Source organism: Rhizobium sp. PvP014 (assembly GCF_017876855.1).
Taxonomy (GTDB): domain Bacteria; phylum Pseudomonadota; class Alphaproteobacteria; order Rhizobiales; family Rhizobiaceae; genus Neorhizobium; species Neorhizobium soli.
Genome location: NZ_JAGIOT010000002.1, coordinates 2,369,641 through 2,391,469 on the forward strand (window position 1 = coordinate 2,369,641; position 21,829 = coordinate 2,391,469).

The 21,829-nt window shown below is 60.9% G+C and carries 23 protein-coding genes and 2 pseudogenes; 10 read left to right on the forward strand and 15 right to left on the reverse strand.

Going from position 1 to position 21,829, the window contains the following annotated elements; all coding sequences use genetic code 11:
* Positions 1-5: 5 nt before the first annotated feature.
* The 3 genes from J3A65_RS16080 to J3A65_RS16090 form a co-directional block, all read right to left on the reverse strand.
* Positions 6-938: a prephenate/arogenate dehydrogenase family protein gene (locus J3A65_RS16080; RefSeq protein ID WP_348635229.1), complete on the reverse strand. Its 933-nt coding sequence runs from the start codon at positions 936-938 to the stop codon at positions 6-8.
* A gap of 16 nt (positions 939-954) precedes the next feature.
* Positions 955-2,058, reverse strand: a complete 1,104-nt coding sequence (gene hisC, locus J3A65_RS16085) for a histidinol-phosphate transaminase (protein WP_062581772.1) — start codon at positions 2,056-2,058, stop codon at positions 955-957.
* 80 nt (positions 2,059-2,138) lie between these two features.
* Entirely contained in the window at positions 2,139-2,900 is a 762-nt protein-coding gene (locus J3A65_RS16090; protein WP_113111785.1) for a class I SAM-dependent methyltransferase, read from the reverse strand.
* 88 nt (positions 2,901-2,988) lie between these two features.
* Here J3A65_RS16090 and gloB point away from each other — a divergent pair, with 88 nt between their 5' ends.
* Both gloB and J3A65_RS16100 read left to right on the forward strand, forming a co-directional pair.
* A complete protein-coding gene (gloB, locus tag J3A65_RS16095) occupies positions 2,989-3,759 on the forward strand; it encodes a hydroxyacylglutathione hydrolase (RefSeq protein ID WP_209902240.1) in 771 nt (256 codons plus the stop codon).
* Between the two features lie 4 nt (positions 3,760-3,763).
* A pseudogene (locus J3A65_RS16100) lies at positions 3,764-4,179 on the forward strand (cupin domain-containing protein).
* Positions 4,180-4,200: 21 nt separating this feature from the next.
* On the opposite strand, the gene J3A65_RS23505 reads toward J3A65_RS16100, so the two are convergent.
* The 3 genes from J3A65_RS23505 to J3A65_RS16110 form a co-directional block, all read right to left on the reverse strand.
* Positions 4,201-4,326, reverse strand: a complete 126-nt coding sequence (locus tag J3A65_RS23505; protein WP_280141276.1) for a hypothetical protein — start codon at positions 4,324-4,326, stop codon at positions 4,201-4,203.
* A gap of 227 nt (positions 4,327-4,553) precedes the next feature.
* Positions 4,554-5,441: an EamA family transporter gene (locus J3A65_RS16105; RefSeq protein ID WP_209902242.1), complete on the reverse strand. Its 888-nt coding sequence runs from the start codon at positions 5,439-5,441 to the stop codon at positions 4,554-4,556.
* Between the two features lie 28 nt (positions 5,442-5,469).
* The gene (locus tag J3A65_RS16110) at positions 5,470-6,246 is read right to left on the reverse strand and encodes a DUF3108 domain-containing protein (protein ID WP_209902244.1); all 777 of its coding nucleotides are present in this window, start codon (positions 6,244-6,246) and stop codon (positions 5,470-5,472) included.
* A gap of 256 nt (positions 6,247-6,502) precedes the next feature.
* Between J3A65_RS16110 and rpmB the strand changes: the two genes are divergently transcribed.
* Both rpmB and J3A65_RS16120 read left to right on the forward strand, forming a co-directional pair.
* Positions 6,503-6,805, forward strand: coding sequence for a 50S ribosomal protein L28 (gene rpmB / locus J3A65_RS16115; protein ID WP_062461777.1), 303 nt, complete (start codon positions 6,503-6,505; stop codon positions 6,803-6,805).
* 107 nt (positions 6,806-6,912) lie between these two features.
* On the forward strand, positions 6,913-7,554 hold the full coding sequence (locus J3A65_RS16120; RefSeq protein WP_209902246.1) for a queuosine precursor transporter: 642 nt from the start codon (positions 6,913-6,915) through the stop codon (positions 7,552-7,554).
* A 32-nt stretch (positions 7,555-7,586) separates the two neighbouring features.
* On the opposite strand, the gene J3A65_RS16125 is transcribed toward J3A65_RS16120, so the two are convergent.
* The 4 genes from J3A65_RS16125 to J3A65_RS16140 form a co-directional block, all read right to left on the reverse strand.
* Entirely contained in the window at positions 7,587-8,567 is a 981-nt protein-coding gene (locus J3A65_RS16125; protein WP_348635820.1) for an esterase-like activity of phytase family protein, read from the reverse strand.
* 23 nt (positions 8,568-8,590) lie between these two features.
* Positions 8,591-10,507, reverse strand: coding sequence for a cobaltochelatase subunit CobT (gene cobT, locus J3A65_RS16130; RefSeq protein ID WP_209902248.1), 1,917 nt, complete (start codon positions 10,505-10,507; stop codon positions 8,591-8,593).
* Positions 10,508-10,555: 48 nt separating this feature from the next.
* The gene (gene cobS / locus J3A65_RS16135; RefSeq protein ID WP_092660946.1) at positions 10,556-11,548 is read right to left on the reverse strand and encodes a cobaltochelatase subunit CobS; all 993 of its coding nucleotides are present in this window, start codon (positions 11,546-11,548) and stop codon (positions 10,556-10,558) included.
* 62 nt (positions 11,549-11,610) lie between these two features.
* A complete protein-coding gene (locus J3A65_RS16140) occupies positions 11,611-12,258 on the reverse strand; it encodes a J domain-containing protein (RefSeq protein WP_113111776.1) in 648 nt (215 codons plus the stop codon).
* Between the two features lie 116 nt (positions 12,259-12,374).
* Between J3A65_RS16140 and J3A65_RS16145 the strand changes: the two genes are divergently transcribed.
* Positions 12,375-12,656, forward strand: a complete 282-nt coding sequence (locus tag J3A65_RS16145; protein WP_113111775.1) for a BolA family transcriptional regulator — start codon at positions 12,375-12,377, stop codon at positions 12,654-12,656.
* Between the two features lie 7 nt (positions 12,657-12,663).
* On the opposite strand, the pseudogene J3A65_RS16150 reads toward J3A65_RS16145, so the two are convergent.
* From J3A65_RS16150 to J3A65_RS16160, 3 genes and pseudogenes are all read right to left on the reverse strand, one after another.
* A pseudogene (locus J3A65_RS16150) lies at positions 12,664-13,518 on the reverse strand (transporter associated domain-containing protein); the annotation flags it as partial.
* A gap of 29 nt (positions 13,519-13,547) precedes the next feature.
* Positions 13,548-14,678: a 3-dehydroquinate synthase gene (gene aroB / locus J3A65_RS16155; protein ID WP_209902252.1), complete on the reverse strand. Its 1,131-nt coding sequence runs from the start codon at positions 14,676-14,678 to the stop codon at positions 13,548-13,550.
* Positions 14,675-15,280, reverse strand: a complete 606-nt coding sequence (locus J3A65_RS16160; protein WP_209902254.1) for a shikimate kinase — start codon at positions 15,278-15,280, stop codon at positions 14,675-14,677. The genes aroB and J3A65_RS16160 overlap by 4 nt, the downstream gene beginning before the upstream one ends.
* Before the next feature lie 145 nt (positions 15,281-15,425).
* Here J3A65_RS16160 and J3A65_RS16165 point away from each other — a divergent pair, with 145 nt between their 5' ends.
* The 5 genes from J3A65_RS16165 (at position 15,426) to J3A65_RS16185 (ending at position 19,375) form a co-directional block, all read left to right on the forward strand.
* Positions 15,426-15,584 (forward strand): hypothetical protein, encoded by a 159-nt coding sequence (locus J3A65_RS16165; protein WP_092660944.1) that lies wholly within the window; start codon positions 15,426-15,428, stop codon positions 15,582-15,584.
* A gap of 26 nt (positions 15,585-15,610) precedes the next feature.
* Positions 15,611-16,552: a site-specific tyrosine recombinase XerD gene (xerD, locus tag J3A65_RS16170; RefSeq protein ID WP_209902256.1), complete on the forward strand. Its 942-nt coding sequence runs from the start codon at positions 15,611-15,613 to the stop codon at positions 16,550-16,552.
* A gap of 64 nt (positions 16,553-16,616) precedes the next feature.
* On the forward strand, positions 16,617-17,570 hold the full coding sequence (locus J3A65_RS16175; RefSeq protein WP_209902258.1) for an acetyl-CoA carboxylase carboxyltransferase subunit alpha: 954 nt from the start codon (positions 16,617-16,619) through the stop codon (positions 17,568-17,570).
* 204 nt (positions 17,571-17,774) lie between these two features.
* Positions 17,775-19,133, forward strand: coding sequence for a murein L,D-transpeptidase family protein (locus J3A65_RS16180; protein WP_209902260.1), 1,359 nt, complete (start codon positions 17,775-17,777; stop codon positions 19,131-19,133).
* 5 nt (positions 19,134-19,138) lie between these two features.
* Positions 19,139-19,375: a sulfurtransferase TusA family protein gene (locus J3A65_RS16185; protein WP_062461809.1), complete on the forward strand. Its 237-nt coding sequence runs from the start codon at positions 19,139-19,141 to the stop codon at positions 19,373-19,375.
* Positions 19,376-19,420: 45 nt separating this feature from the next.
* On the opposite strand, the gene J3A65_RS16190 is transcribed toward J3A65_RS16185, so the two are convergent.
* Both J3A65_RS16190 and J3A65_RS16195 read right to left on the reverse strand, forming a co-directional pair.
* Positions 19,421-20,596 carry a GTP-binding protein gene (locus tag J3A65_RS16190; protein ID WP_209902263.1) on the reverse strand — a complete coding sequence of 392 codons (1,176 nt, stop codon included), beginning with the start codon at positions 20,594-20,596 and terminating at the stop codon, positions 19,421-19,423.
* A gap of 30 nt (positions 20,597-20,626) precedes the next feature.
* Positions 20,627-21,712 (reverse strand): D-alanyl-D-alanine carboxypeptidase family protein, encoded by a 1,086-nt coding sequence (locus J3A65_RS16195; RefSeq protein WP_244476246.1) that lies wholly within the window; start codon positions 21,710-21,712, stop codon positions 20,627-20,629.
* Positions 21,713-21,829: the final 117 nt, after the last annotated feature.

Genomic DNA, 21,829 nt, shown 5'->3' on the forward strand with positions numbered 1-21,829 from the left:
CCTGCTTATTTCCTCACATCCAGTGCGTGCCGGCCAAAGTCCGGCGCGTCCACATCCTGGCCGGCCTGAACGATGGAGCGGCGGATGGTGCGGGTGCGGCTGAACAGTTCGAACAGCTTGTCGCCCTCGCCCCAGCGGATCGCGCGCTGCAGGTAGGCCAGATCTTCCGAAAACCGGGCCAGCATTTCCAGGATCGCATCCTTGTTGTGCAGGCAGACGTCCCGCCACATGGTGGGATCGGAGGCCGCAAGACGCGTGAAATCGCGGAAACCGGAGGCGGAATACTTGATGACTTCCGATTCGGTGACCGTTTCCAGATCATCCGCCGTGCCGACGATATTATAGGCGATGATATGGGGCAGATGCGAAACGATCGCGAGCACCTTGTCGTGGTGTTCGGGATCCATCTCGTCGATGCGCGAACCGAGCGCCACCCAGAAGGCCTTCAACTGATCGAGCGCCGCCTGATCTGTTTCGGGAAGCGGCGTGAAGATGCACCAGCGATCGCGAAACAGACCCGGAAAGCCCGCATCCGGACCGGACTTTTCGGTACCGGCCAGCGGGTGACCGGGAATGAAATGCACGCCATCAGGCATATGCGGCGCCATCTGCGCGATGACAGACGCCTTGGTCGAGCCGACATCGGTGACGATCGCGCCCGGCTTGAGGCTGCCCGCGATCTGCTTGGCGACCGCTTCAGACGCACCGACAGGAACGGAGACGATGACGAGGTCGGCATCCTTCACCGCATCGGCTGCAGAGGCTGTGTATTCCGTGCCAAGCTCCAGCTCTTCCGCCCGCTTCAGCGTCTCGCTACTGCGTGTCGAGATGACGACGTGATTGGCGAGCCCGAGCTCCTTCACGTCGCGCGCAATAGATGAGCCGATCAGGCCGATGCCGATCAGAGCGATCCGATCGAACTGCGGATGGGTCATGATGTCGGTCCCGTTGCTGTCAGCGTGCCAGAAATTCGCCGAGCGTTTCGATGACGCCGCGATTGGCCTCTTCCGAGCCGATCGTCATGCGCAGCGCGTTTGGCAGGCCATAGCCCTTGACGACCCGCAGGATATAGCCACGGCTGGTGAGGAACGCATCGGCATCCGGCGCACGCTTGCCGTCCACATCGGGGAAATGGATCAGCACGAAATTGGTGACCGACGGCGTCACCTTGAGCCCGAGCGTTTCGAATGCGTGGGTCAGCTTGTCGAGCCAGAGCGTGTTGTGCTCGACGGCCTTTTCGACGAAAGCCCGATCGCGGATGGCCGCAGCACCTGCGGCAATCGCCGGCGCATTCAGGTTGAACGGTCCGCGGACGCGGTTGAGCGCATCGAGAATGGCGGCCGGGCCGTACATCCAGCCGATCCGCAGCGCCGCAAGACCATAGGCCTTCGAGAAGGTCCGGCACATCACGACGTTCTTGCTGTTCGAAACGAGCTCAAGACCGGCCTCGTAATCGTTCTTCTTCACGTATTCCGCATAGGCCGCGTCGAGAACGAGGATGACGTTTTTCGGCAGGCCGGCATGCAGGCGGCGGATGTCGGAAACCGGGACATAGGTGCCGGTCGGATTGCCCGGATTGGCGATGAACACCATCTTCGTGTTTTCCGTCACAGCCGCGAGGATCGCGTCGACATCGACGGTGCAATCCTTCTCCGGCACTTCGATCGCCTTGGCGCCGGCACCGGTGATCTGGATCTTGTAGACCAGGAACCCGTGCTGGGTGATGATCGCCTCGTCGCCGGCACCGAGATAGACATGGCACAGCAGGCCGAGCAGTTCATCCGAACCATTGCCGCAGATGATGTTGGCAGCGTTCAACCCGTGCACCGAGCCGATCGCTTCGCGCAGCGCCAAGGCCTGGCCATCCGGATAGAGTTCGAGGTGACCGGCTGCCTCGCGAAAGGCTTCGATCGCAGCGGGGCTCGCACCAAGCGGCGTTTCGTTGGACGAGAGCTTGAACACGCGCGCAACGCCGGGAGCATGATCCTTGCCGGGCACATAGGCGGCGATATCCAGAATGCCTGGACGCGGAACGGGCTCACTCGCAACGATGCTCATCGATTGGACCTTCTCGGTAATGTCTGTGGGCAGGGTATGCTCAGGCATTAAAGCTCAAAAGGCCCAATGTCGAGCCGGTTTTAAGAGCCTTTGGGTGTCTCGGGCTGCGTCCGCGTCGTCGGCACGCCGCGCGGTGCCATGACCGGCACGAACACACGTCTCGACGCGCGGGCTGCCACCGGCAGACCCTGATACAGCCGCTTTTGCGCCTCCAGCACTATGACGCCGGAAAACACCGGCCAGAAGCGGCGACCGATACGATCGAACACCTGCCGCATCTTCATGATCGTCCGCGCCTTCGACGGCGGGAAAAACAGTGCCTCTGCGCTGGCGCCTGGCGTGAAGTTCGTCTCGCGCATCAGCGTCGTCAACTGCCCGCGCGAATAGGGGCGACCGGAGCCGAAGGGCGTATGTTCCATGCGGGCCCAGACGCCGCGACGGTTGGGAACGACGATCACCAGGCGCCCGCCTGGCGCCAGCACCCGCCAGATTTCCTTCAGCGTCTCACGCGGATTTTCGGCAAATTCCAGCGAATGCACCAGCAGCACGCGATCGACCGAACTGTCCGGCAGCGGCAATTCCTCGTCGAACACCAAAGCCGTGCTCGAAAGCTCGCCCGGCGGCCAGTTCACCGCCCCCTGCCCGGCCGGCATGAAAGCGAAGGTGCGCTCGGTATCGGCCCGGAAGTGATCGAGATAGGGTACCGCGTATCCAAGCCCGACCAGACGCTCCTCCGGCAGGCGCGCCCAGAGCGACGACAAGGCCACGACGATCGACTGCTCGGCAAACCGGCCAAGAGCAGAATGATAGAACTCACGCAGATCGACGATATCGACGGACAAGATTAATTGCTCGCTGAAGGTGGTTGGACTTCAAGGCACCAGTCTCTACATTGTCTGCCAAGTGGAATTGAGCAAGAGGTGAGGCAGAATGAAGCCGTTGGAACTCGAAGTTTTTCCCTGCCGGAGCGATAATTTCGGCGTTCTCGTGCACGATCCGGAAAGCGGACTGACTGCGTCAATCGATGCGCCGGAAGAAAAGCCGATCATCGACGCCGCCGCCCGTCGCGGCTGGACGATCACCCACATCTTCACCACCCATCACCACACCGACCATGTGGAAGCAAACCTTGTGCTGAAGCAGAAGTTCGGACTGGAGATCATCGGCCCCGTCAACGAGGCGGTGGCGATCCCCGGCCTCGACCGGACAGTCGCAGATGGCGACGAGTTCCATTTCGGCGACCATCTCGTTCGCGTCATCGAAACGCCAGGCCACACGGCCGGCCATATCTGCTTCCATTTTCCGGACGACAAGATCCTGTTTGCCGCCGACACGCTGTTTGCGCTCGGCTGCGGCCGCCTGTTCGAACGCTCCGCCAGCGACATGTGGTCTTCACTGCAGAAGCTCGCGGTTCTGCCCGATGAGACGGCGATCTATTTCGGCCATGAATACACGCTCTCCAACGCCCGCTTCGCGCTGACGATCGATCCGGACAACGAGCGGCTGAAGACCCGCGCCGCCGAGATCGAAGAACTGCGCGCCGACGGAAAGTTCACCATTCCGACGATGATGGGCCTGGAAAAGGAAACCAACCCGTTCCTGCGCCCCGCCGATCCCGCGATCCGCCGCAACCTGATCATGGAAGGCAAAACCAACGAGGAAGTGTTTGCCGAAATCCGCAAGCGCAAGGACAATTTCTAAAGCGATGTCGCCACAAGAGATCATCACCACGCTCGGCATGCAGCGCCACCCGGAAGGCGGCTGGTATGCGGAAACGTTTCGCGATGGAGACGGCACCGGGCGCGGTGCCTCGACGGCGATCTACTATCTGCTGCAGGCCGGCGAAAAATCGCACTGGCATCGGGTGCGCGACGCAGCGGAAGTCTGGCACTATTATGCCGGCGATCCGTTGCTTCTGAAGATCTCGGATGGAAAGACCGTCGAGGAAATCCGGCTCGGTGTGGATCTATTGAACGGAGAGCGCCACAGGCGGTAGTGCCGGCCGATGTCTGGCAGGCAGCAGAACCCCTCGGCGCCTATACGCTGGTGGGCTGCACGGTCGCGCCAGGATTCGAATTCGCGAGCTTCGAGATGGCAGCGCTTGGCTGGGAGCCGGGTTAAGGGCGCCGGGAAAGGATCGGCTTATTCAGCAGGAGGAATCTTGCGTTTGCGCTCTTCACTCTTCACGAAAAAATACGCGTAGGCAGATCCAACCGCCGCGATCGAGAGCGGCAAAACGATGAATGCATAGATCTGCAAGCCAGTCATAGCAGCCTCCGTAAAATGAACCTTCCTACGAAATGTAGTATGCCTGCCGTGAAAAGCCAACAGGGGCCGGCGATTGAAAGCACCCATAAGTTCCCGACCGAGCTTGCCGGCGCATAGATCGCCGCAGCGATAGGCGCGAAGACGCCGACTGTCAGGGAGGACGTTGACGCACGATCAAATGCGTTGGCGACATACTTCACGCGTTCGTTGTCTGCCGCCGACATACCTTACTCCACCGGAAGCCGAACTGGTTTCCTCGGCCGCAGCATATCACGTGCAGCAAGCACCGCTCCACCGGTGATCAGTACGCAGGCCGCGAGAATACGCCAGTCCGGTTCGGCAAAGCCGGAAAGCACCAGGATCAAGGTCGAGAGCAGAGGCGCGGCATAACTTGCGGCGCCGATCACCTGTATATCGCCGTTCTTCACGCCGTAATCCCAAGCGTAGAAGGCAGCGCCAACCGGCAGCAGGCCAAGGCCGACGACCGCCGCCCACTGGCTGGTGTCCGCCGGCCATATCGTGATCTCCAGCGCCAGATGGCACACAAGCGACAAAAGCGATGTGGCGAGGCAGAACCCCGTCACCACGTCGGTCGAGACACGATCGAAGCTGCGGGTCAGCAGCGAGTACCCCGCCCAGGTGAAGGCGCAGATGAAGGCTGTGCCATAACCCAGCGTATAGGCACCGTCGAACGACAGGCCGTTGCGCGAGACGATGGCAATCGTGCCGCAAAGCCCGGCAACCGCACCGGCGACGTGGTACCAGCGCAGCCGCTCGCCCGGCAGGAGCGCCGAGCCGACGACGATGAGCAGCGGCCAGAGATAGGCGATCAGTCCCGCCTCGACGGCCGGCGCATTGCGCAGCGCCGTGAAGTACAGAAAGTGGTAGCCGAATAATCCGCCGATCCCGATGATCCACACCTTGGCGGGCTGTTTGAGCAACCGGATGCGCTGCGGCCTGAAGGCGAACAGGATCAGCCCCGGCAGACTGCCGATCGCAAACGTCATAGCGTTCATCTGGAAAGGCGGAACCTTGCCGGACGCCGCCGTCATCAGCGCCAAAAGCGACCACATGAGAATGGCCGTAAAACCGATCAGCGTCCCCCGGATCTTCACTATGCCTCCTTCGGCATAAGCCGATCTTCTAATCGCCGATCTTCACGGCCGTCACGTAAAGCGGCCCCATCCTGGTCGGGATACGGGCATAGACGGGAGCATATACATTTGCTCCCTCGGCCTTGGCAAACCAGATTTCCATCGGCGTCTTGCGCAGATACTCGATATCTGTGCGTCCGCGACGGAACCCGGATTTCGGCGTGTAGCGGATCGAACAGACGATGGCCTCTCCCTTGAACCCTTCCGCCGCAAACGGCTTGGTGCCCATCGGTGACAGCACCAGATCCATGCGCGATTCACCGTCATAGATCGGCAACCGGTTCGGGCAGATCTTGGCATCCGCCGGAAAGATCAGCCCGCTCAACGGGTCGAGCACGGCGCGAAGATCCTTGTCCGTCACGGGCACCCAGTTTTCCCGGTTGCGACGCGGCGGCGGGGTGATCTTCGTATCCGTCACATTGCCGTTGCTGTAGGAGATATCGTAGACGCGCTTCCGCTTTCCGACATTGTAGACAAGATTGTAGCGGTCGGCCTGAAGCTTCTGGCCCTCGATGCGACCCGTCACGCTGGTTTCCGCAGAAACCTTGCTGATGATATCGGCGATACCGGCGGATTTGAACGTGCCGTTGATCTTGTACTGCCCGCCGTCGAATTCGCTCGAAAAGCTCGCCGTCGCGATCGGCAATATCCCGAGCGTGATACTGTATTGGCTGACCTGCCGCGTTTCGGCCGCCATCGAAGGCGTTGCTGCACCGAAACTCACAAGAGAGGACAGGGCGACGGCTAGATATGTGCGAGAAAGCATGAACGGCCCTGACGGATGAGATGGAAGCGACTTGCCTGACGAGTGTGACTGACCATAATGGCAAGAAAACAGCGACGCGCCAGCCGCAAAAGCACCAAGCGACGCCTTGAGAGTCCGAAACGCAAGGTTTTGGCTTGACGCGCCGGACCTCACTGACTATAGAACCGCAACTTTCCAATCAGGACCAATTGGATCGGCATGTCGGGCATTGCCCGGAAATTGCTTCCGATTGCAGAATAGAACAAAGGTGTATCCCATGTCTCGTGTATGCGAACTGACCGGCAAGGGCGTAATGACCGGCAATAACGTCAGCCATGCCAACAACAAGACCCGTCGTCGGTTCCTGCCGAACCTGTGCCAGGTCACTCTGATCTCCGATTCGCTCGGCCAGCGCTTCCGTCTGCGGGTTTCCGCTCACGCGCTTCGCTCCGTTGAGCATCGCGGCGGTCTTGACGCTTTCCTTCTGAAGTCCAGCGAGACTGAGCTGTCCATGCGCGCTCGTCTTCTGCGTCGCCAGATTGCCAAGAAGACTGCAGAAGCAGCGACTGCTGCTGCTTAATCAGCACCTTCGACATCACCGGCTTTGAAGAGGGCTTGACCGGATAACGGGACAAGCCCTTTCTCATGGTCATATCCGCAACTGGTGGCATACCCCAGGATAAAAAAATGCAAGCGAAACGCTATACCCTTATCTATGCCCTGCTGATGGCAGCGGTCGTCGTCGCCTCGAACTTCCTCGTACAGTTCCCTGTCACAGGAAGCCTTTTCGGAGTAGCCCTTGGCGATCTCCTGACCTGGGGCGCTTTCACCTATCCCTTCGCCTTCCTCGTCACTGACCTGACCAACCGCCAGTTCGGGACGACAATCGCACGCCGTGTGGTTCTGGTCGGCTTTATCTTCGGCGTAACGTTGTCGCTCTGGGCATCCGCTCCGCGCATCGCCATCGCCTCGGGCACCGCCTATCTGGTCGGCCAGCTTCTGGACATCTCGGTGTTCAACCGCCTGCGTCGCCAGTCCTGGTGGCAGGCGCCGCTGGCAGGCTCCCTGCTCGGATCGGCGCTTGATACGCTGCTGTTCTTCTCGCTGGCCTTTGCCCCTGTTTTCGCCTTCCTCGGCGCCAATGACGACTTCGCCGTCGGCTGGTCTCCGATTCTGGGCGCACTCTCGACCGAAGCCCCGCGCTGGGTTTCCTGGGCGCTCGGCGACCTCGTGGTCAAGATCCTCGTCGGAATCGTGCTGTTGCTGCCCTATGGCGCGCTGATGACCGTGTTGCGGCCGATGCCGCAGGTCACTGCAAAGACCGTGTGACATAATCAAGGGGAGCCTGAAGCTTCCCTTTCTTATTCCGCGAGCCGAAATTCCAGCATCAGGTTGCGCTGCAGGAAGTTGCCGTTGTCGTCCGAGACGAGGATGAGATGCGGGCGGCCGTCCGGCGCTGTGATCACGTCCAGCCCCTCCATATTGTCGACCGCGTAGGTCATGTCCGCTTCCAGCAGGACTTCGCCGTCGATTAGGGCACCCGGACGGATCTGCGCGCCATCGAAGCGGCGGATGCGCATGCCGAGGCCGCCGAGGAAGCTGAAACGGCGCTCCAGCAGCAGAAAGTCGCCGTCAGGCAGAAATGCGCCATCGGTCGCGTCATAGGGGTCGTGACGGACGATCTTGAAAACGCCCTTCAGCGGTCCTTCGAGAATGGCCGCAAACATGTTGCCGTTCTGATCGAGGCTGTGTTCCGTGACCGTCACGAGCGAGCCCTTGAGCGGGCTGTCTTCAGGCGAGAGTGCCAGCGTTTCCATGCCGGCATTCATCCGCAATTCCCTACGGGGAAAGACGAAGTCTATGGTGCGCGTCGGGCCTGAAGCCTCGAAACCAGGATCCGGATAGGTCTCGATCCGGTGCAGCTGCTCGAAGCTCACCACCGCCTCGCCCTTACGCAGGGCAAGACCCTCCGCATCCGAATGGAACTTCGACCCCGGCCGCCCGCCTCTGTAGAGCAGTGGCGACACCTGCAGGCGGCTGAGACCCGAGAGACGGCCCTCCGCATCCCGTTCGATCTGCCCGGTCAGCCAGTGACCGGTATCGAGCACCGAAACAAAACTCTTACCGTCCGGCCGGAATCGGATCGCCGAAAGCGATTGCAGCATGCTGTCGTTTGAGGAGAACTGCAGCCCGCCCAGAAATTCGAGCTTGCCGAAACGGGTGGCGTCAGAGCCCGTCTTGAAACGGGAGATGGTATGGACGCTCGCCTCTATATCAGGACCTGCGGCACCGGCCGGCAGAGCGAACACTACGGTCGACATCAGTGCCGCAGCAACGGCCACGCGCAAGGACTTCACCGAAGCCCTCAGCCTGCTCGTCGCATGCGGGCGCCACGCGCGCCACGGGCGCCCTGTGCCGACGACTTATCGGCAAAGAGTTCGGCCAACTGCTCGGTCATCGCACCTGCCAACTCGTCTGCGTCGACGATGGTCACGGCATTGCGATAGTAGCGCGTCACATCATGGCCAATGCCGATCGCCAGAAGCTCGACAGGCGACTTGGTCTCGACCTGTTCGATGACGGCGCGCAGGTGCCGCTCCAGATAGTTGCCCGGATTGACCGACAGAGTCGAATCATCGACCGGCGCACCATCCGAGATCATCATCAGGATCTTGCGCTGTTCCGGCCGCGCGATGAGACGGTTATGCGCCCACATCAGCGCTTCGCCGTCGATGTTTTCCTTAAGCAGGCCTTCGCGCATCATCAGTCCGAGATTGCGGCGCGAGCGGCGCCACGGAGCATCGGCGGACTTGTAGACGATATGGCGCAGATCGTTGAGACGGCCGGGTGTCGCCGGCTTGCCGTTCGCAAGCCAGTTCTCGCGGCTCTGGCCGCCCTTCCAGGCTTTGGTGGTGAAGCCGAGGATCTCCACCTTCACACCGCAGCGTTCCAGCGTGCGCGCAAGAATGTCGGCGCAGGTTGCCGCAACCGTGATCGGACGGCCGCGCATGGAGCCGGAATTGTCGATCACCAGCGTCACGACCGTATCGCGGAACTGCGTATCGCGTTCCTTCTTGAAGGAAAGCGGCTGCATTGGGTCGATGATCAGGCGCACGAGGCGGGCCGGGTCGAGATAGCCCTCCTCCAGGTCGAAATCCCAGGAGCGGTTCTGCTGCGCCATCAGGCGACGCTGCAGCCGGTTGGCCAGACGGCCGACGGCGCCCTGCAGATGCGCGAGCTGCTTGTCGAGGAAAGCGCGCAGCCGGTCGAGTTCCGCTTCGTCACACAGCTCTTCGGCGGTGATCTCCTCGTCGAACTCCTGCGTGAAGATGTGATAATCCACCTTCTCGTTGAAATCGTCGAACGGGCTGTTCGGGCGGCGGGTCTCGCCTGGGGTCTCGGAGTGATCGTCGCTTTCGTCGGACATCTCCTCGTCCGACATTTCGGCGCCGTCCATCTCGCCTTCGTTCATGTCGTCGTCGGCAACATCGCTCTGTTCGGCGGGCGCGGCATCAGAGCCGGCTTCTTCCTCGACCTCCTCGTTCTCGGTCTCGCCGCTGCTCGGCTGTTCCTCGTCGTTCTGGTTGTCGATTTCCTCCGGCTCGCTGTCGTCGCTCGCGAGATCCTCGGCCATCTGCATGGATGACAGCATGCGGCGCACGACCTTGGAGAAGGCCTGCTGGTCCTCGATGACATTTCTCAGATTGTCGAGATCGCCGGACGCCTTGTCTTCGATGAACGGACGCCAGAGGTCGAGCACCTTGCCGGCGCTTTCGGGCGGCTTAACGCCGGTCAGTTTCTCGCGCACCAGCATGGCGATCGCCTCGCCGATCGGTGCGTCTTCCTGACGCTCAATGCCAGTAAAATTCGCCTTGGCGTATTTTTCCTGATGCATCGAGTTGAGGTTGGAGGCAACGCCGGTCATCCGCAGCGCGCCGATCGATTCGATCCGGGCCTGTTCGACCGCATCAAACACGGTGCGCGCATCAGACCCCTGCGGCGCCAGATTGGCATGCATGGCCGTGTCGTGGCAGGCAATCCGCAGCGCCATGGAATCGCCGAGGCCACGGGTGACGGCCAGTTCATGGGCCGTCGGGCGCCTGGAGATCTCAGGCAGACGAATGCGATCTCCGGCAAGGCCGGGCCGCTCGTTGGCGAACGACACCTCGACCTCGCCATTGCCGGCAATCGACCGGACGCAACCGGTGATCGCCCGGCGCAATGGCTCGGTATCGACCATGCCGCTGGACTTGGGCTTTAGATTGTCTCCTCGACCTGACATGGCCTGCATTTCCTTCGCTTGGCGCGTTAGGTCACGCCCCTGACGACGTTAAGCGCCGAGAACCATGTTGGCGGCGCTTTCCTTGAGCTCGACACCGAAGGCGCGCTGATACTGTTCAGCCACCAGCGTACGCTCGAGCTCGTCGCACTTGTTGAGGAAGGTGATGCGGAAGGCAAAGGCGACATCACCGAAAATCTCAGCGTTCTCGGCCCAGGTGATGACCGTACGCGGGCTCATCACGGTCGACAGGTCGCCGTTGATAAAGGCCGAGCGGGTCAGATCGGCGACGCGCACCATTTTTGATACGGTTTCGCGACCTTCCGCCGTCTTGCCGAACGACTTCACCTTCGCGGCAACGATATCGACTTCCTTCTGGTGCGGCAGGTAGTTCAACGTTGTCACGATCGACCAGCGGTCCATCTGTGCCTGGTTGATCTGCTGGGTGCCGTGATAAAGGCCGGTCGTATCGCCCAGACCAACCGTGTTGGCGGTCGAGAAGATGCGGAATGCCGGGTGAGGACGGATGACGCGGCTCTGGTCGAGAAGCGTCAGGCGGCCCGACGATTCCAGCACGCGCTGAATGACGAACATCACGTCGGGACGGCCTGCATCGTACTCATCGAACACAAGTGCGACATTGTGCTGGTAGGCCCAGGGCAGGATGCCGTCCTTGAATTCGGTAACCTGCTTGCCGTCCTTCAGGACGATCGCGTCCTTGCCGACGAGATCGATACGGCTGACGTGGCTGTCGAGGTTGACGCGCACGCAAGGCCAGTTGAGGCGGGCGGCAACCTGCTCGATATGGGTTGATTTGCCGGTCCCGTGGAAACCGGACACCATGACGCGGCGGTTATGGGCAAAGCCTGCGAGGATAGCGAGCGTCGTGTCGCGGTCGAACAGGTAGTCCGGATCGAGGTCCGGAACGTAAGGGTCGCCGTGGCTGTAGGCCGGAACCCTCAAATCGGTATCAATGCCGAAAACATCCCGGACAGATACTGTGGTGTCGGGAAGGTTGGAAATGTCTAAGTCGATCTTGCTCATCATAACTCCAGGGCACGGGCAAATGCCCGGCCTTCATCCTCGCTGCCATATGTTTTTACGGCTTAGCAGAAACCCGCCTGCTTCAACAACTGGTATGCTTGAATGACAGCGCGAAAACGGTCTTCAGAACCGCGGTCTCCGCCATTGGCATCCGGGTGGTGCTTCTTGACCAGTTCCTTGTAGCGCCGCTTGATATCGGTCGAATTCGAGTTTGCCGCCAGTTCCAGCGTATCGAAAGCCTTGGCTTCCAGCGTTTTCAGCTTTCGTCCCTGCGTTTCGAACCGTCCGCCGGTGCCCGCACGGGCCTGGGAAACAAAGCCGAACGGATCTTTGAAACGCTGCTGCGCGTAAGCAGTTCCGCTGGCGCCGCCTGCACTGGAGCGCGCGCTCGAATGCAATGGCCCGTCTTTCGCCGCCTTGTTGACGCCAACCGTCCAGGTGGGGCGATGACCGGTGATCGCTTCCTTCTGGTAGCGCGCAATCTCGCCATCCGACAGGCCGGAGAAATAGTTGTAACCCTTGTTGTATTCCTTCACATGCTCGAAGCAGAACAGGAAGAACTGTCCTTCCGCATTTCGACCCACGGGCGCACGGTGGACGCCGGGATTGTTACACCCGTCCCACTGGCAGGTCGGAGCCTGCGCAGCCGTTTCCTGCTGCCTGTTCCGGCGCGTCCGGATACGGTCGAAATATTTGGAATCGAGTTTCATAAGGCTCCTATTATGGGGCCGCCGAGAAGACGGGACAAGAATTGACAAACCGGTTTGTTGCTGGTTTCTGAGATGCCCTTCTGCGTCGCCCTGTCTGCCATCAAAGGAAGCCGAACATGACCGTAAGAGCCCGCATCGAAGCCACGCTTCGCGACAACCTTGCCCCCGACCGGCTCGAGGTGATCGACGAGAGCCAGCATCACGCCGGACATCAGCCGGATATTACAGGGACAGGCGAGACCCATATGCGGGTGCGGATCGTGTCTCCGGCATTTGCGGGAAAGAGCCGTCTCGACCGGCACCGGGCGGTGAATGCCCTGCTGAAGCCCGAACTCGACGCAGGCCTGCACGCGCTGGCGGTGGAAGCCGCGGCACCGGGCGAAGCGACGCGCTGGTAGCGGAGACCTATTCGCCTGGTAGAGCCGTCTCAACTGCCGGGCGGATTCTGAGCCGCGTGATGCGGTTCTTCTCGCGCTTCAGGACGATGAAGCGCTTGCCGTGGAAGGTGAAGGCCTGACGCTCTTCGGGGATCAGCTTTGATTCGTGGATGACGAGACCGGCGATGGTCGTCGCTTCCTGATCCGGCAGGCTCCAGCCGAGCGCCCGGTTGAGATCTCGGATCGGCACCGAGCCATCGACCAGGATCGAGCCGTCGGCTTCCTGGCGCACGCCACGGACCTCGATATCATGCTCGTCTGCGATATCGCCGACGATTTCCTCGAGAATATCCTCCAGCGTGACGATGCCCTGCACCTCGCCATATTCGTCGACCACGACGGCGAAATGCACCTTTCGCTTCAGGAATGCGGCAAGCTGGTCCTTGAGGCTGGTACTATCGGGCACAAACCACGGCCGCTGGGCGATCTTCACAACATCGACAGGGGCCCCGTCGGCCTCCACGTCGGCAAGTGTGCGCAACAGGTCCTTGGCATGCAGCACACCGATAATGTTTTCGGTCGAATTGCGCCACACCGGCATGCGGGTATAGGGGCTTTCCAGCACGGTGCGCACCAGAACCTCAGGCGGATCGTCGGCGTTCAAGGCGCGCATGACGGTGCGGTGCCGCATCACGTCGGAGACTTCGAGCTCCTGAAGCTCGAACAGACCGCTCAGCCGGTTACGGTCCCGCTGCACCGGATCGCGGTCCCGGTGGCGTGCTTCGAGGGCCGAATGCAGATCGTCCCGGTCCGCAAAAATGAGCGTTTCCGGCGACAGGGTCAGGCGGGACATGCGAAGCAGGCGGCGGATGACCGCGTTCAGCAAGCGCGATGGCAGGCTGCGTTTCGCGCTCATCGGCTCCGCTTTTCGTCAAGAAAGCTCAGCACTTCGGAAGACGGTACATCGTCGGCAACAAAGGACTGGCCGATCCCGTGGGTGAGGATGAAGGTGAGCTTGCCGCTCTTCACCTTCTTGTCCTGCGCAATCGCATCGAGAAGCCTCTGCGTCGGCGGCAATTCGCCTGGAATGTCGCTGATCCGGGTCGGCAGGCCGACGGCTTTCAGATGCGCCTCGACCCGGCTGGCATCATCAGGGCTTGCAAGGTTCATGCGGGCCGAAAACTGGTAGGCCAGCACCATGCCGATCGCGACGCCTTCGCCATGAACGAGGCGCTTCCCGTCATAGTCGACGGCGGCTTCCAGCGCATGGCCAAATGTGTGACCGAGATTGAGAAGCGCGCGACGGCCGGTCTCGCGCTCGTCTTCGACCACCACATCGGATTTCGACTGGCAGCTTCTGGCAATCGCCTCGATCCGCTCGGGCTCGCCTGAGAACACGGCCTTCCAGTTCTTTTCCAGCCATTCGAAGAAATCCGGCTGGTCGATCAGCCCGTATTTGGCGACCTCGGCATAACCTGCGCGAAACTCTCGCTCGGACAGCGTGTCGAGTGCTGCGGTATCGGCGAGAACCAGATCCGGCTGGTGGAAGACGCCGAGCAGGTTCTTGCCGTGACGGGTGTTGATGCCCGTCTTGCCGCCGACGGACGAATCCACCTGCGCCAGAAGCGAGGTCGGGATCTGCACGAAGCGCACGCCGCGCCGCACGATGCCTGCCGCAAAACCCGCGAGATCGCCGATCACGCCGCCGCCAAGCGCGATCACCGCATCGTTACGTTCGATCCGCGCCGACAGAACCATGTCGCAGACGGTTGACAGGTGTTCGAGGCTCTTGGTCTTTTCGCCGGCCGGCAGCGTCAGCGACACGGCTTCGATACCGTCGGTCTGCAGACTGTCCATCAGCGCTTCGAGATAGAGCGGCGCCACATTTTCGTCCGTGACGATGGCTGCACGGCGACCTTTCAGCCGCGAGGTGATCTCGCCGCCGGCGCGCTCGATGAGGCCGGGGCCGATCAGAATATCGTAGGCGCGCCCTTGGAGCGGCACATGCACCAGGCGTTCGGAAGCACGGGAGGTTTCGTTCATGGCATGTCACCTGTCTTTGCAAGGCCGGCCTTGGGAAGCCCGGCCAGCGCTTTTAGCACCTCGTTGACCATCACGTCCTTGCGGACATTATGCGACAGCACGGTGAGATCGGCTTCGGCATAGATCGGGTAGCGCTGGATCATCAGGTTCTCCAGCGTCTGCTTCGGGTTTTCGGTTTTCAGAAGCGGGCGGTGATCGCGCCGGTTGACGCGCTCCCACAGAACATCCAGATCCGCCTTCAGCCACAGCGAAACGCCGCCGGCCTTGATCTGCGCGCGGGTCGCCTCGTTGATGAAGGCACCGCCGCCGGTGGAGACCACCCGCGGTCCCTGCTTCAGCAACCGCTCGATAACCCGCGTTTCCAGCGCCCGGAATTCCGTTTCGCCGTATGCGGCAAAAAGCTCCGAGATCGTCATGCGGGAGACTTTTTCGATTTCCGCGTCGGTATCGACGAAGGGCACGTTGAGAGCCTGGGCGACCAGCTTTCCGATCACCGACTTGCCCGCTCCCATCAGGCCGACAAGGGTCAGGTTGCGGCCACCGAGTGCCGCGCTCGCCCGCTGCTTGAGCGACTGTTCCGCAATGGATGCAACTTCGTTCATCGTCTCGTCCGTTTGCGAAACGGTATCGACAAATGCGGGATGGGCGTCAAGCCGCGCGGCGCCTGAAACACCGCCCTCACCGTTTCTTCTTGTCGATCTATAAACATTTACGGATATAGTGCAGCGCAACGAAGCGGAGTTCTCGATGCCTACCCTGTTCCGGTTTCTATTCGTGCTCGCGGTGATCGCTGGCATCATCTACGGAAGCATGGTGGCACTGGTCTTTCTGGTGGAGCCGCGCGAACGCGATGTCACCGTGCGCGTGCCCTCCGAACGGCTGAACCCGCCCGCCCAGAAGCCCTGACCGCCTGACAAGGATAGGACGAACCAATGGCCGACCTGTCTCGCGCTCACATCGAAGCCTTTCTGGAAATGATGAGCGCCGAACGCGGTGCGGCGATGAACACGCTCTCCTCCTATGAACGCGATCTGGAGGACATGCATTCCTTCCTCGCAACCCGCAAATCGACGCCGTCGTCTGCGCAAAGCGGCGATCTGTCGGCCTATCTCGGCCATCTCGGCAAGCAGGGCTTTGCCGCGTCCTCGCAGGCAAGGCGCCTTTCTGCCATGCGGCAATTCTACAAGTTCCTCTATGCCGAAGGCCTTCGGACCGACGATCCGACATCCATTCTGGACGCCCCGAAGAAGGGCCGTTCGCTGCCCAAGATCATGACCGAGGCAGACGTGACACGTCTCTTAAGTCTTGCCATCGAGGAAGCGGCACAGCCGGGACCCGATCAGATTTCCCGCGCCCGCATGCTGGCGCTACTCGAGCTTCTGTATGCAACAGGGATGCGGGTGAGCGAACTCGTCTCACTGCCGGCAAAGGTGCTGGACCAGGAAGGTCGGTTCCTGATGGTGCGCGGCAAGGGCAACAAGGAACGCTTGGTACCGCTGTCCCGCTCGGCGATCGCCGCGATGAAGGTTTATGGCGAAATGCGTGCCAGCCGCGAAAAAGATGCGGAGAGCATCTGGCTCTTCCCTTCCAGCAGCAAGGAAGGTTATCTTCCCCGCCAGGTTTTTGCCCGCGACCTCAAGGGACTGGCGGCGCGGGCGGGCTTAAAAACCGCTGCGATCTCGCCGCATGTGATGCGTCACGCCTTTGCAAGCCATCTTTTGGCAAACGGCGCCGACCTTCGAGTGGTACAGGAACTGCTTGGACATTCAGACATTTCCACCACTCAAATATACACCCATGTCCTGGAAGAACGGCTTCGCCAGACGGTGCAAACACATCACCCTCTTGCAAAACAGGCCAAAAACCGGGATTAGAAGCGCCAATCGAAAATTGGAACGCTACGTTCCTCAAGAGAAAAACAACCGGAAACCGGATCTCATGCAAACGTATCTCGACTTCGAAAAGCCAATCTCTGACCTCGAGGGCAAGATCCACGAGCTCAAGAAGCTCACGGACGAGAATGAAAGCATCGACACGACCGACGAGATCACCCGCCTTGAAGGCCGGGTGAAGGAAGCGGTCAAGGACATCTATTCCAAGCTCGGCGCCTGGGAGAAGACGCAGGTTGCCCGCCATCCGCAGCGCCCGCACTTCGTCGATTATGCCGAAAAGCTGTTTACCGATTTCACGCCGCTTGCCGGCGACCGCAATTTCGGTGAGGACGCGGCGATCCAGGCAGGCCTTGCCCGTTTCAACGGTATGCCTGTCGCGCTGATGGGCCAGGAAAAGGGTCACGACACCAAGAGCCGCCTGAAGCACAATTTCGGCAGCCCGCGTCCTGAAGGCTATCGCAAGGCGATCCGCATCATGGAAATGGCCGACCGCTTCGGTCTTCCGATCATTTCCCTGATTGATACGGCAGGCGCCTATCCGGGCGTCGGCGCGGAAGAGCGCGGCCAGGCGGAAGCCATCGCCCGCTCGACGGAAATGTGCCTTGGCGTGAAAGTCCCGTTGATCTCGATCGTCATCGGCGAAGGCGGCTCCGGCGGTGCGATTGCCATCGCCACCGGCAACCGAGTCTACATGCTCGAGCACTCGATCTATTCGGTGATTTCGCCTGAAGGTGCAGCTTCGATCCTGTGGCGCGATTCGACCCGCGCCCGTGAAGCTGCGACTAACATGAAGATCACCTCCGACGACCTGAAGGGTCTCGGCATCATCGACGAGATCATTCCGGAGCCGATCGGCGGCGCGCATCGCGACCCGGAAACCGTTATTGCTGCCACCGGCAAGGTGATTGCTTCGGCTCTGGAAGAACTTGGAAAGCTCTCCGGCATCGAGTTGCGCAACCAGCGCCGGCAGAAATTCCTCGATATCGGCCGCAACCTGTAGGATTAGGCGTAAAACCGATCGTCTGCCCCTGAAATTGCCAAAATCGCCGGTATAGGACTTTGGCAATTGCCGGTGTGCGGTGAAAACCGCGGCGGTTTCGCTAGACAGCCGCGTGCAAGCGTTTAAGAAGATGTAAAGCTTACCGTCTTATTGATCGTGTCTCGTACGGTTTTGTTCGCCATTCCTGATATGTGGTTTGTCTCGATGCGCCTGAAACACATCGCCTTCGCCCTTCTTGTCGCAACGGCCCTGACCGGCTGTAACGATACGCTGGACTCTGCAAAGATCGATCTCTCGACCGTCAAGAACAAGAAGGAGCAGCCTCTTCCTTCCAGCATCGTTGCCGAGATGCAAAAGAGGAACATGCCGCGCCAGTCGCCGATCATGATCCGCATCCTCAAGGAAGAGGGTAAGCTCGAGATCTGGAAGGCGAAGGCCGACAACCGCTTCGACGTCATCAAGAGCTATGACATCTGCGCCTGGTCCGGAAAGCTCGGACCGAAGGTGAAGGAAGGCGACCGTCAGGCGCCGGAAGGCTTCTACAGCCTGACCCCTGCGCACCTGAACCCCAATTCGCAGTATTACCTCGCCATCAACACCGGCTTCCCAAACCGCTACGACGCCGCCAACGGCCGCAGCGGCACCAATCTGATGATCCACGGCGCCTGCTCGTCGTCGGGTTGCTACTCCATGACCGACGAACAGGTTCTGGAAATCTACGCCTTTGCACGCGACGCCTTTAAGGGCGGCCAGACCTCGATCCAGCTGCAGGCGCTTCCCTTCCGCATGAGCGCGGAAAACATGGTGCGCCACCGCGACAACCAGAACTATGACTTCTGGAAGATGATCAAGACCGGCTACGACAATTTCGAAGTGACGAAGCGCCCGCCGGAAGTGAACGTCTGCGAAAAGAAATACGTCTTCAACCAGCAGGCGGACAGCAACGGCAAGTTCGCACCGGCCGCCGCCTGCCCGACCATGTCGACGCCGCCGACGCTGGTATCCGCACTGTCGTCCTATTCCAAGACCTACGAACTCGCCTATCAGAAGGCGATGGACAAGTATGACGGCAAGGTCTGGTACGAACCGACGGAAGCCGAGCGCAAGGCCGTCGTTGCCGGCAAGCGCAAGGGCCGTGAACTCGCCTATGCGCCGACAGGCACCTCGCTGGAAGCCGGCAAGCTGCTGAGCCAGTCGGAATTCAAGCAGATGATGGAAAAGCGCATGGCCTCGGGCGGCGAGAAGCCGGCGACCACCGTGCTTGCCTCCGCTAGCCCGACGTCTGCCCGTACAGCCTCGATCAACGAGCGTATGATGGTAAAGCAGGACCGCCTGCCTGCAACGACGACCGGCTCGATTGCCAATACGCAGTTGCGTGGCGCCCAGACCGCCAGCGTTCCATCGGCGCCGGCACCACAGGCTGCAACGCCGACCGTTCAGACAGCGCAGGGCACGACCGTTGCCGTTCCTGTGCCGGAACAGAACCCGCTTGCCTATACGGCAACACAGCCGGTGACCGAGACCGCCAAGAAGCCCGCCTGGAAGTTCTGGTCCAAGGACTGACGCCAGTGCCTGGGGAAGCCCTCGGAGAGACCTATGATCTTCGCGGGCTGAAATGCCCCCTGCCCGTGCTGAAGACCCGCAAGCGTCTGAAGTCCATGGAGACGGGCGCGTCTCTTACCCTGGAAACCACCGATCCGCTTGCAGGCATCGATATCCCGCATTTCTGCAGCCAGGACGGCCACGTCCTGCTCTCGTCCGAGCGGACCGAGACGGGCCACAGGTTCGTGATCCGCAAGGGTTGATTGCGCAACAGCATCAAATCGAAAATTGGAACTGGCGATGCAGCCTTAGAACTGCATGCCCGGCACGGCCAGCGGATTGTCTTCGAGCGCCGCACGATCCGGACGATCGATCTGCGGCTTGCCCGTGAAGGCCGCGAAAAGATCCTGCACGAACGCCTCCGGCAGATCCTGGGTGATCAGCACCATGCGCGTCAGACGATCGGAGCCTTCAGGCCATTTCGCCAGCCGTTCCGGCGGATGGAAAATGCTCTGCACGCCGTGCAGCACCAGCGGACGCTCGAGATTATCGGACATCGCCACGATCGCCTTCATGCGCAGAAGCTTTTCGCCATGCGCCGAGCGCAGCAGATCCACGAACATGCTGAGCGCCATCGGCTCGATCGGCTTGTCGTGGACGATCGAGAAGGAGCGAATGTTGGCGCCGTGCCGGTTTACATCGTGATGATGGTGGCCGTGATCATGAGGATCGTGCTTATGGTCGTGATGGTCGTGCCCGTGCCCGTGCCCATCGTGCCCATGCCCATGAGCCTCATGCGCGTGATCGTGCGCCACTTCTTCCCGCAGCCAGCGGCCGACATCGGTGATCTTTGTTTCCGGATCGTAGAGCCCGTTGACGAGGATCGCGGCGGCACCGGTGCTTTCGTCATCGCCATCGACGATGGGTGCCCGCGGGTTGAGCGCGCGCAGCCGGGCCCGCAGCGCGTCGCTCTCCTCCGGTGTGGACATGGAAAGCTTGGAGAGAACCAGCCGGTCGGCGACCGCAGCCTGCTTGACCGCTTCCGGATGACGATCGAGCGTCGAGATACCGTTGACCGCATCGACAACGGTGACGACGCCGTCGAGCTCGAAATTCTGCGCGATGACCGGGTTTCCCATGACCGACTGCATGACCGGCGCCGGATCGGCAAGGCCTGTCGTTTCGATGACCACCCGGTGGATCGGCTTCAGCCGCCCGGTCTGCACGCCGTCCATCAGCGTGGCGAGCGTATCGATCAGCTCTCCGCGCACGGTGCAGCACAGGCAGCCGTTGGAAAGTTCAAGCAGCGCATCGCCGGAGCTTTCGACCAGGAAATTGTCGATGCTCACATCGCCGAATTCGTTGATGATGACGGCCGTGTTGCTGGCGGCCGGATCCTTCAGGATCCGGTTGAGAAGCGTGGACTTGCCCGCCCCCAGAAAGCCGGTGAGGATGGAAACCGGAATGCGACCGCTAAAGGACATGTTTTAGTACCTTAAAGTTCAGCCCGCTCTTTAGAGATTGGCTGGGCGCGGCTGCGGGATCGGCACGGACTTTGTGCCCGTATTGGCATCCGGCACGTCTTCGCCGCCGAGGATGAGGCTTGTCACCGCATATTGCGGTGGCCGCGTCATCTCGTGGATAAAGGGCGAATGCAGAACGGTTCGCCCGGCATCGTCGCGATTTTCACTGCGGACTTTGGCAGCCTTCGGATTGCAGATCTCGGCGCTGACATCATTCACCTCGGCCGTGTTTCCATAGGGCGGCAGCGAGGCGAGCGGCACGCCTTCGTTTGCCTGGGAGGTGAGCCCCTGCTGCAGAAGGTTCGCAGTATCATCCGCCCGGCCGGCGAGACTGTCGGACCCGAGCACGACCGAAATCACCGTGCGGCCGTTGCGGGTGGCCGAGCCGATCTGGTTGAAGCCGGCGGCGCAGATGAAACCGGTCTTCATGCCGTCGGCCCCATCAAAGCGGCCGATCAGCGTGTTGAAGTTCGGATACTGCTTCTTGCCGGTATCGATGCCTTCCAGCGAGAAATAGCTCTGGTACTGCGGAAATTCCCGCTTCAGCGCCAGCGTCAGCACGGCGAGATCGCGCGCCGTGGTAAACTGGCCCTTGCCCGGCAAGCCATGCGGATTGATGAAATGGCTCGATGCCATGCCGAGCCCCTGCGCTTCGGAATTCATCATTTCCACGAACTGGTCGAGCGAGCCACCCACCGTTTCGGCGACGGCCACGGCGATATCGTTGGCAGACTTGACGAGAAGGATCTTCATCGCATTGTCGAGCGTCAGCCGCGTGCCCGGTTTGAAATACATCTTGCTGGCCGGCTGGTCCGTCGCCTTCTTGCTCATCACCACCTGGGTTTCGAGCGAAAGACGGCCGCTTTTGATCGCCTTGAAGGTGACATAGGCCGTCATCAGCTTGGTCAGCGAAGCCGGATACCATTTCAGGAACGCATCCTGATGGGCGATGACCCGCCCGCTCTTCACATCGACGATCAGCCGCGGATTGGCCGCAGCGCTGCCGGCGGAAACGAGGAGGCCTAGTGCCGCAATGGCGGAGACCACCCGAACGGCGGTCGCGGATTTCAGATGCAAGAATGACAAGAGCGTTCCTCGTCGCTGGAGCCGGGAATGAAGGCCCGAAACGTTTGGCGCATATGTGGCCACTGTGGCCAAGCAATGGCAAAGATGATTGATTACGTCAATCAGGCG

What these genes read in the sequence shown, in the direction of transcription:
- hisC (WP_062581772.1), bottom strand. Translation starts at nt 2,058, where the DNA reads ATGAGCATCGTTGCGAGTGAGCCCGTTCCGCGTCCAGGCATTCTGGAT.
- gloB (WP_209902240.1), top strand. Translation starts at nt 2,989, where the DNA reads ATGAAGCCGTTGGAACTCGAAGTTTTTCCCTGCCGGAGCGATAATTTC.
- J3A65_RS23505 (WP_280141276.1), bottom strand. Translation starts at nt 4,326, where the DNA reads ATGACTGGCTTGCAGATCTATGCATTCATCGTTTTGCCGCTCTCGATC.
- J3A65_RS16110 (WP_209902244.1), bottom strand. Translation starts at nt 6,246, where the DNA reads ATGCTTTCTCGCACATATCTAGCCGTCGCCCTGTCCTCTCTTGTGAGT.
- rpmB (WP_062461777.1), top strand. Translation starts at nt 6,503, where the DNA reads ATGTCTCGTGTATGCGAACTGACCGGCAAGGGCGTAATGACCGGCAAT.
- J3A65_RS16120 (WP_209902246.1), top strand. Translation starts at nt 6,913, where the DNA reads ATGCAAGCGAAACGCTATACCCTTATCTATGCCCTGCTGATGGCAGCG.
- cobT (WP_209902248.1), bottom strand. Translation starts at nt 10,507, where the DNA reads ATGTCAGGTCGAGGAGACAATCTAAAGCCCAAGTCCAGCGGCATGGTC.
- cobS (WP_092660946.1), bottom strand. Translation starts at nt 11,548, where the DNA reads ATGAGCAAGATCGACTTAGACATTTCCAACCTTCCCGACACCACAGTA.
- J3A65_RS16140 (WP_113111776.1), bottom strand. Translation starts at nt 12,258, where the DNA reads ATGAAACTCGATTCCAAATATTTCGACCGTATCCGGACGCGCCGGAAC.
- J3A65_RS16145 (WP_113111775.1), top strand. Translation starts at nt 12,375, where the DNA reads ATGACCGTAAGAGCCCGCATCGAAGCCACGCTTCGCGACAACCTTGCC.
- aroB (WP_209902252.1), bottom strand. Translation starts at nt 14,678, where the DNA reads ATGAACGAAACCTCCCGTGCTTCCGAACGCCTGGTGCATGTGCCGCTC.
- J3A65_RS16160 (WP_209902254.1), bottom strand. Translation starts at nt 15,280, where the DNA reads ATGAACGAAGTTGCATCCATTGCGGAACAGTCGCTCAAGCAGCGGGCG.
- J3A65_RS16165 (WP_092660944.1), top strand. Translation starts at nt 15,426, where the DNA reads ATGCCTACCCTGTTCCGGTTTCTATTCGTGCTCGCGGTGATCGCTGGC.
- xerD (WP_209902256.1), top strand. Translation starts at nt 15,611, where the DNA reads ATGGCCGACCTGTCTCGCGCTCACATCGAAGCCTTTCTGGAAATGATG.
- J3A65_RS16175 (WP_209902258.1), top strand. Translation starts at nt 16,617, where the DNA reads ATGCAAACGTATCTCGACTTCGAAAAGCCAATCTCTGACCTCGAGGGC.
- J3A65_RS16180 (WP_209902260.1), top strand. Translation starts at nt 17,775, where the DNA reads ATGCGCCTGAAACACATCGCCTTCGCCCTTCTTGTCGCAACGGCCCTG.
- J3A65_RS16190 (WP_209902263.1), bottom strand. Translation starts at nt 20,596, where the DNA reads ATGTCCTTTAGCGGTCGCATTCCGGTTTCCATCCTCACCGGCTTTCTG.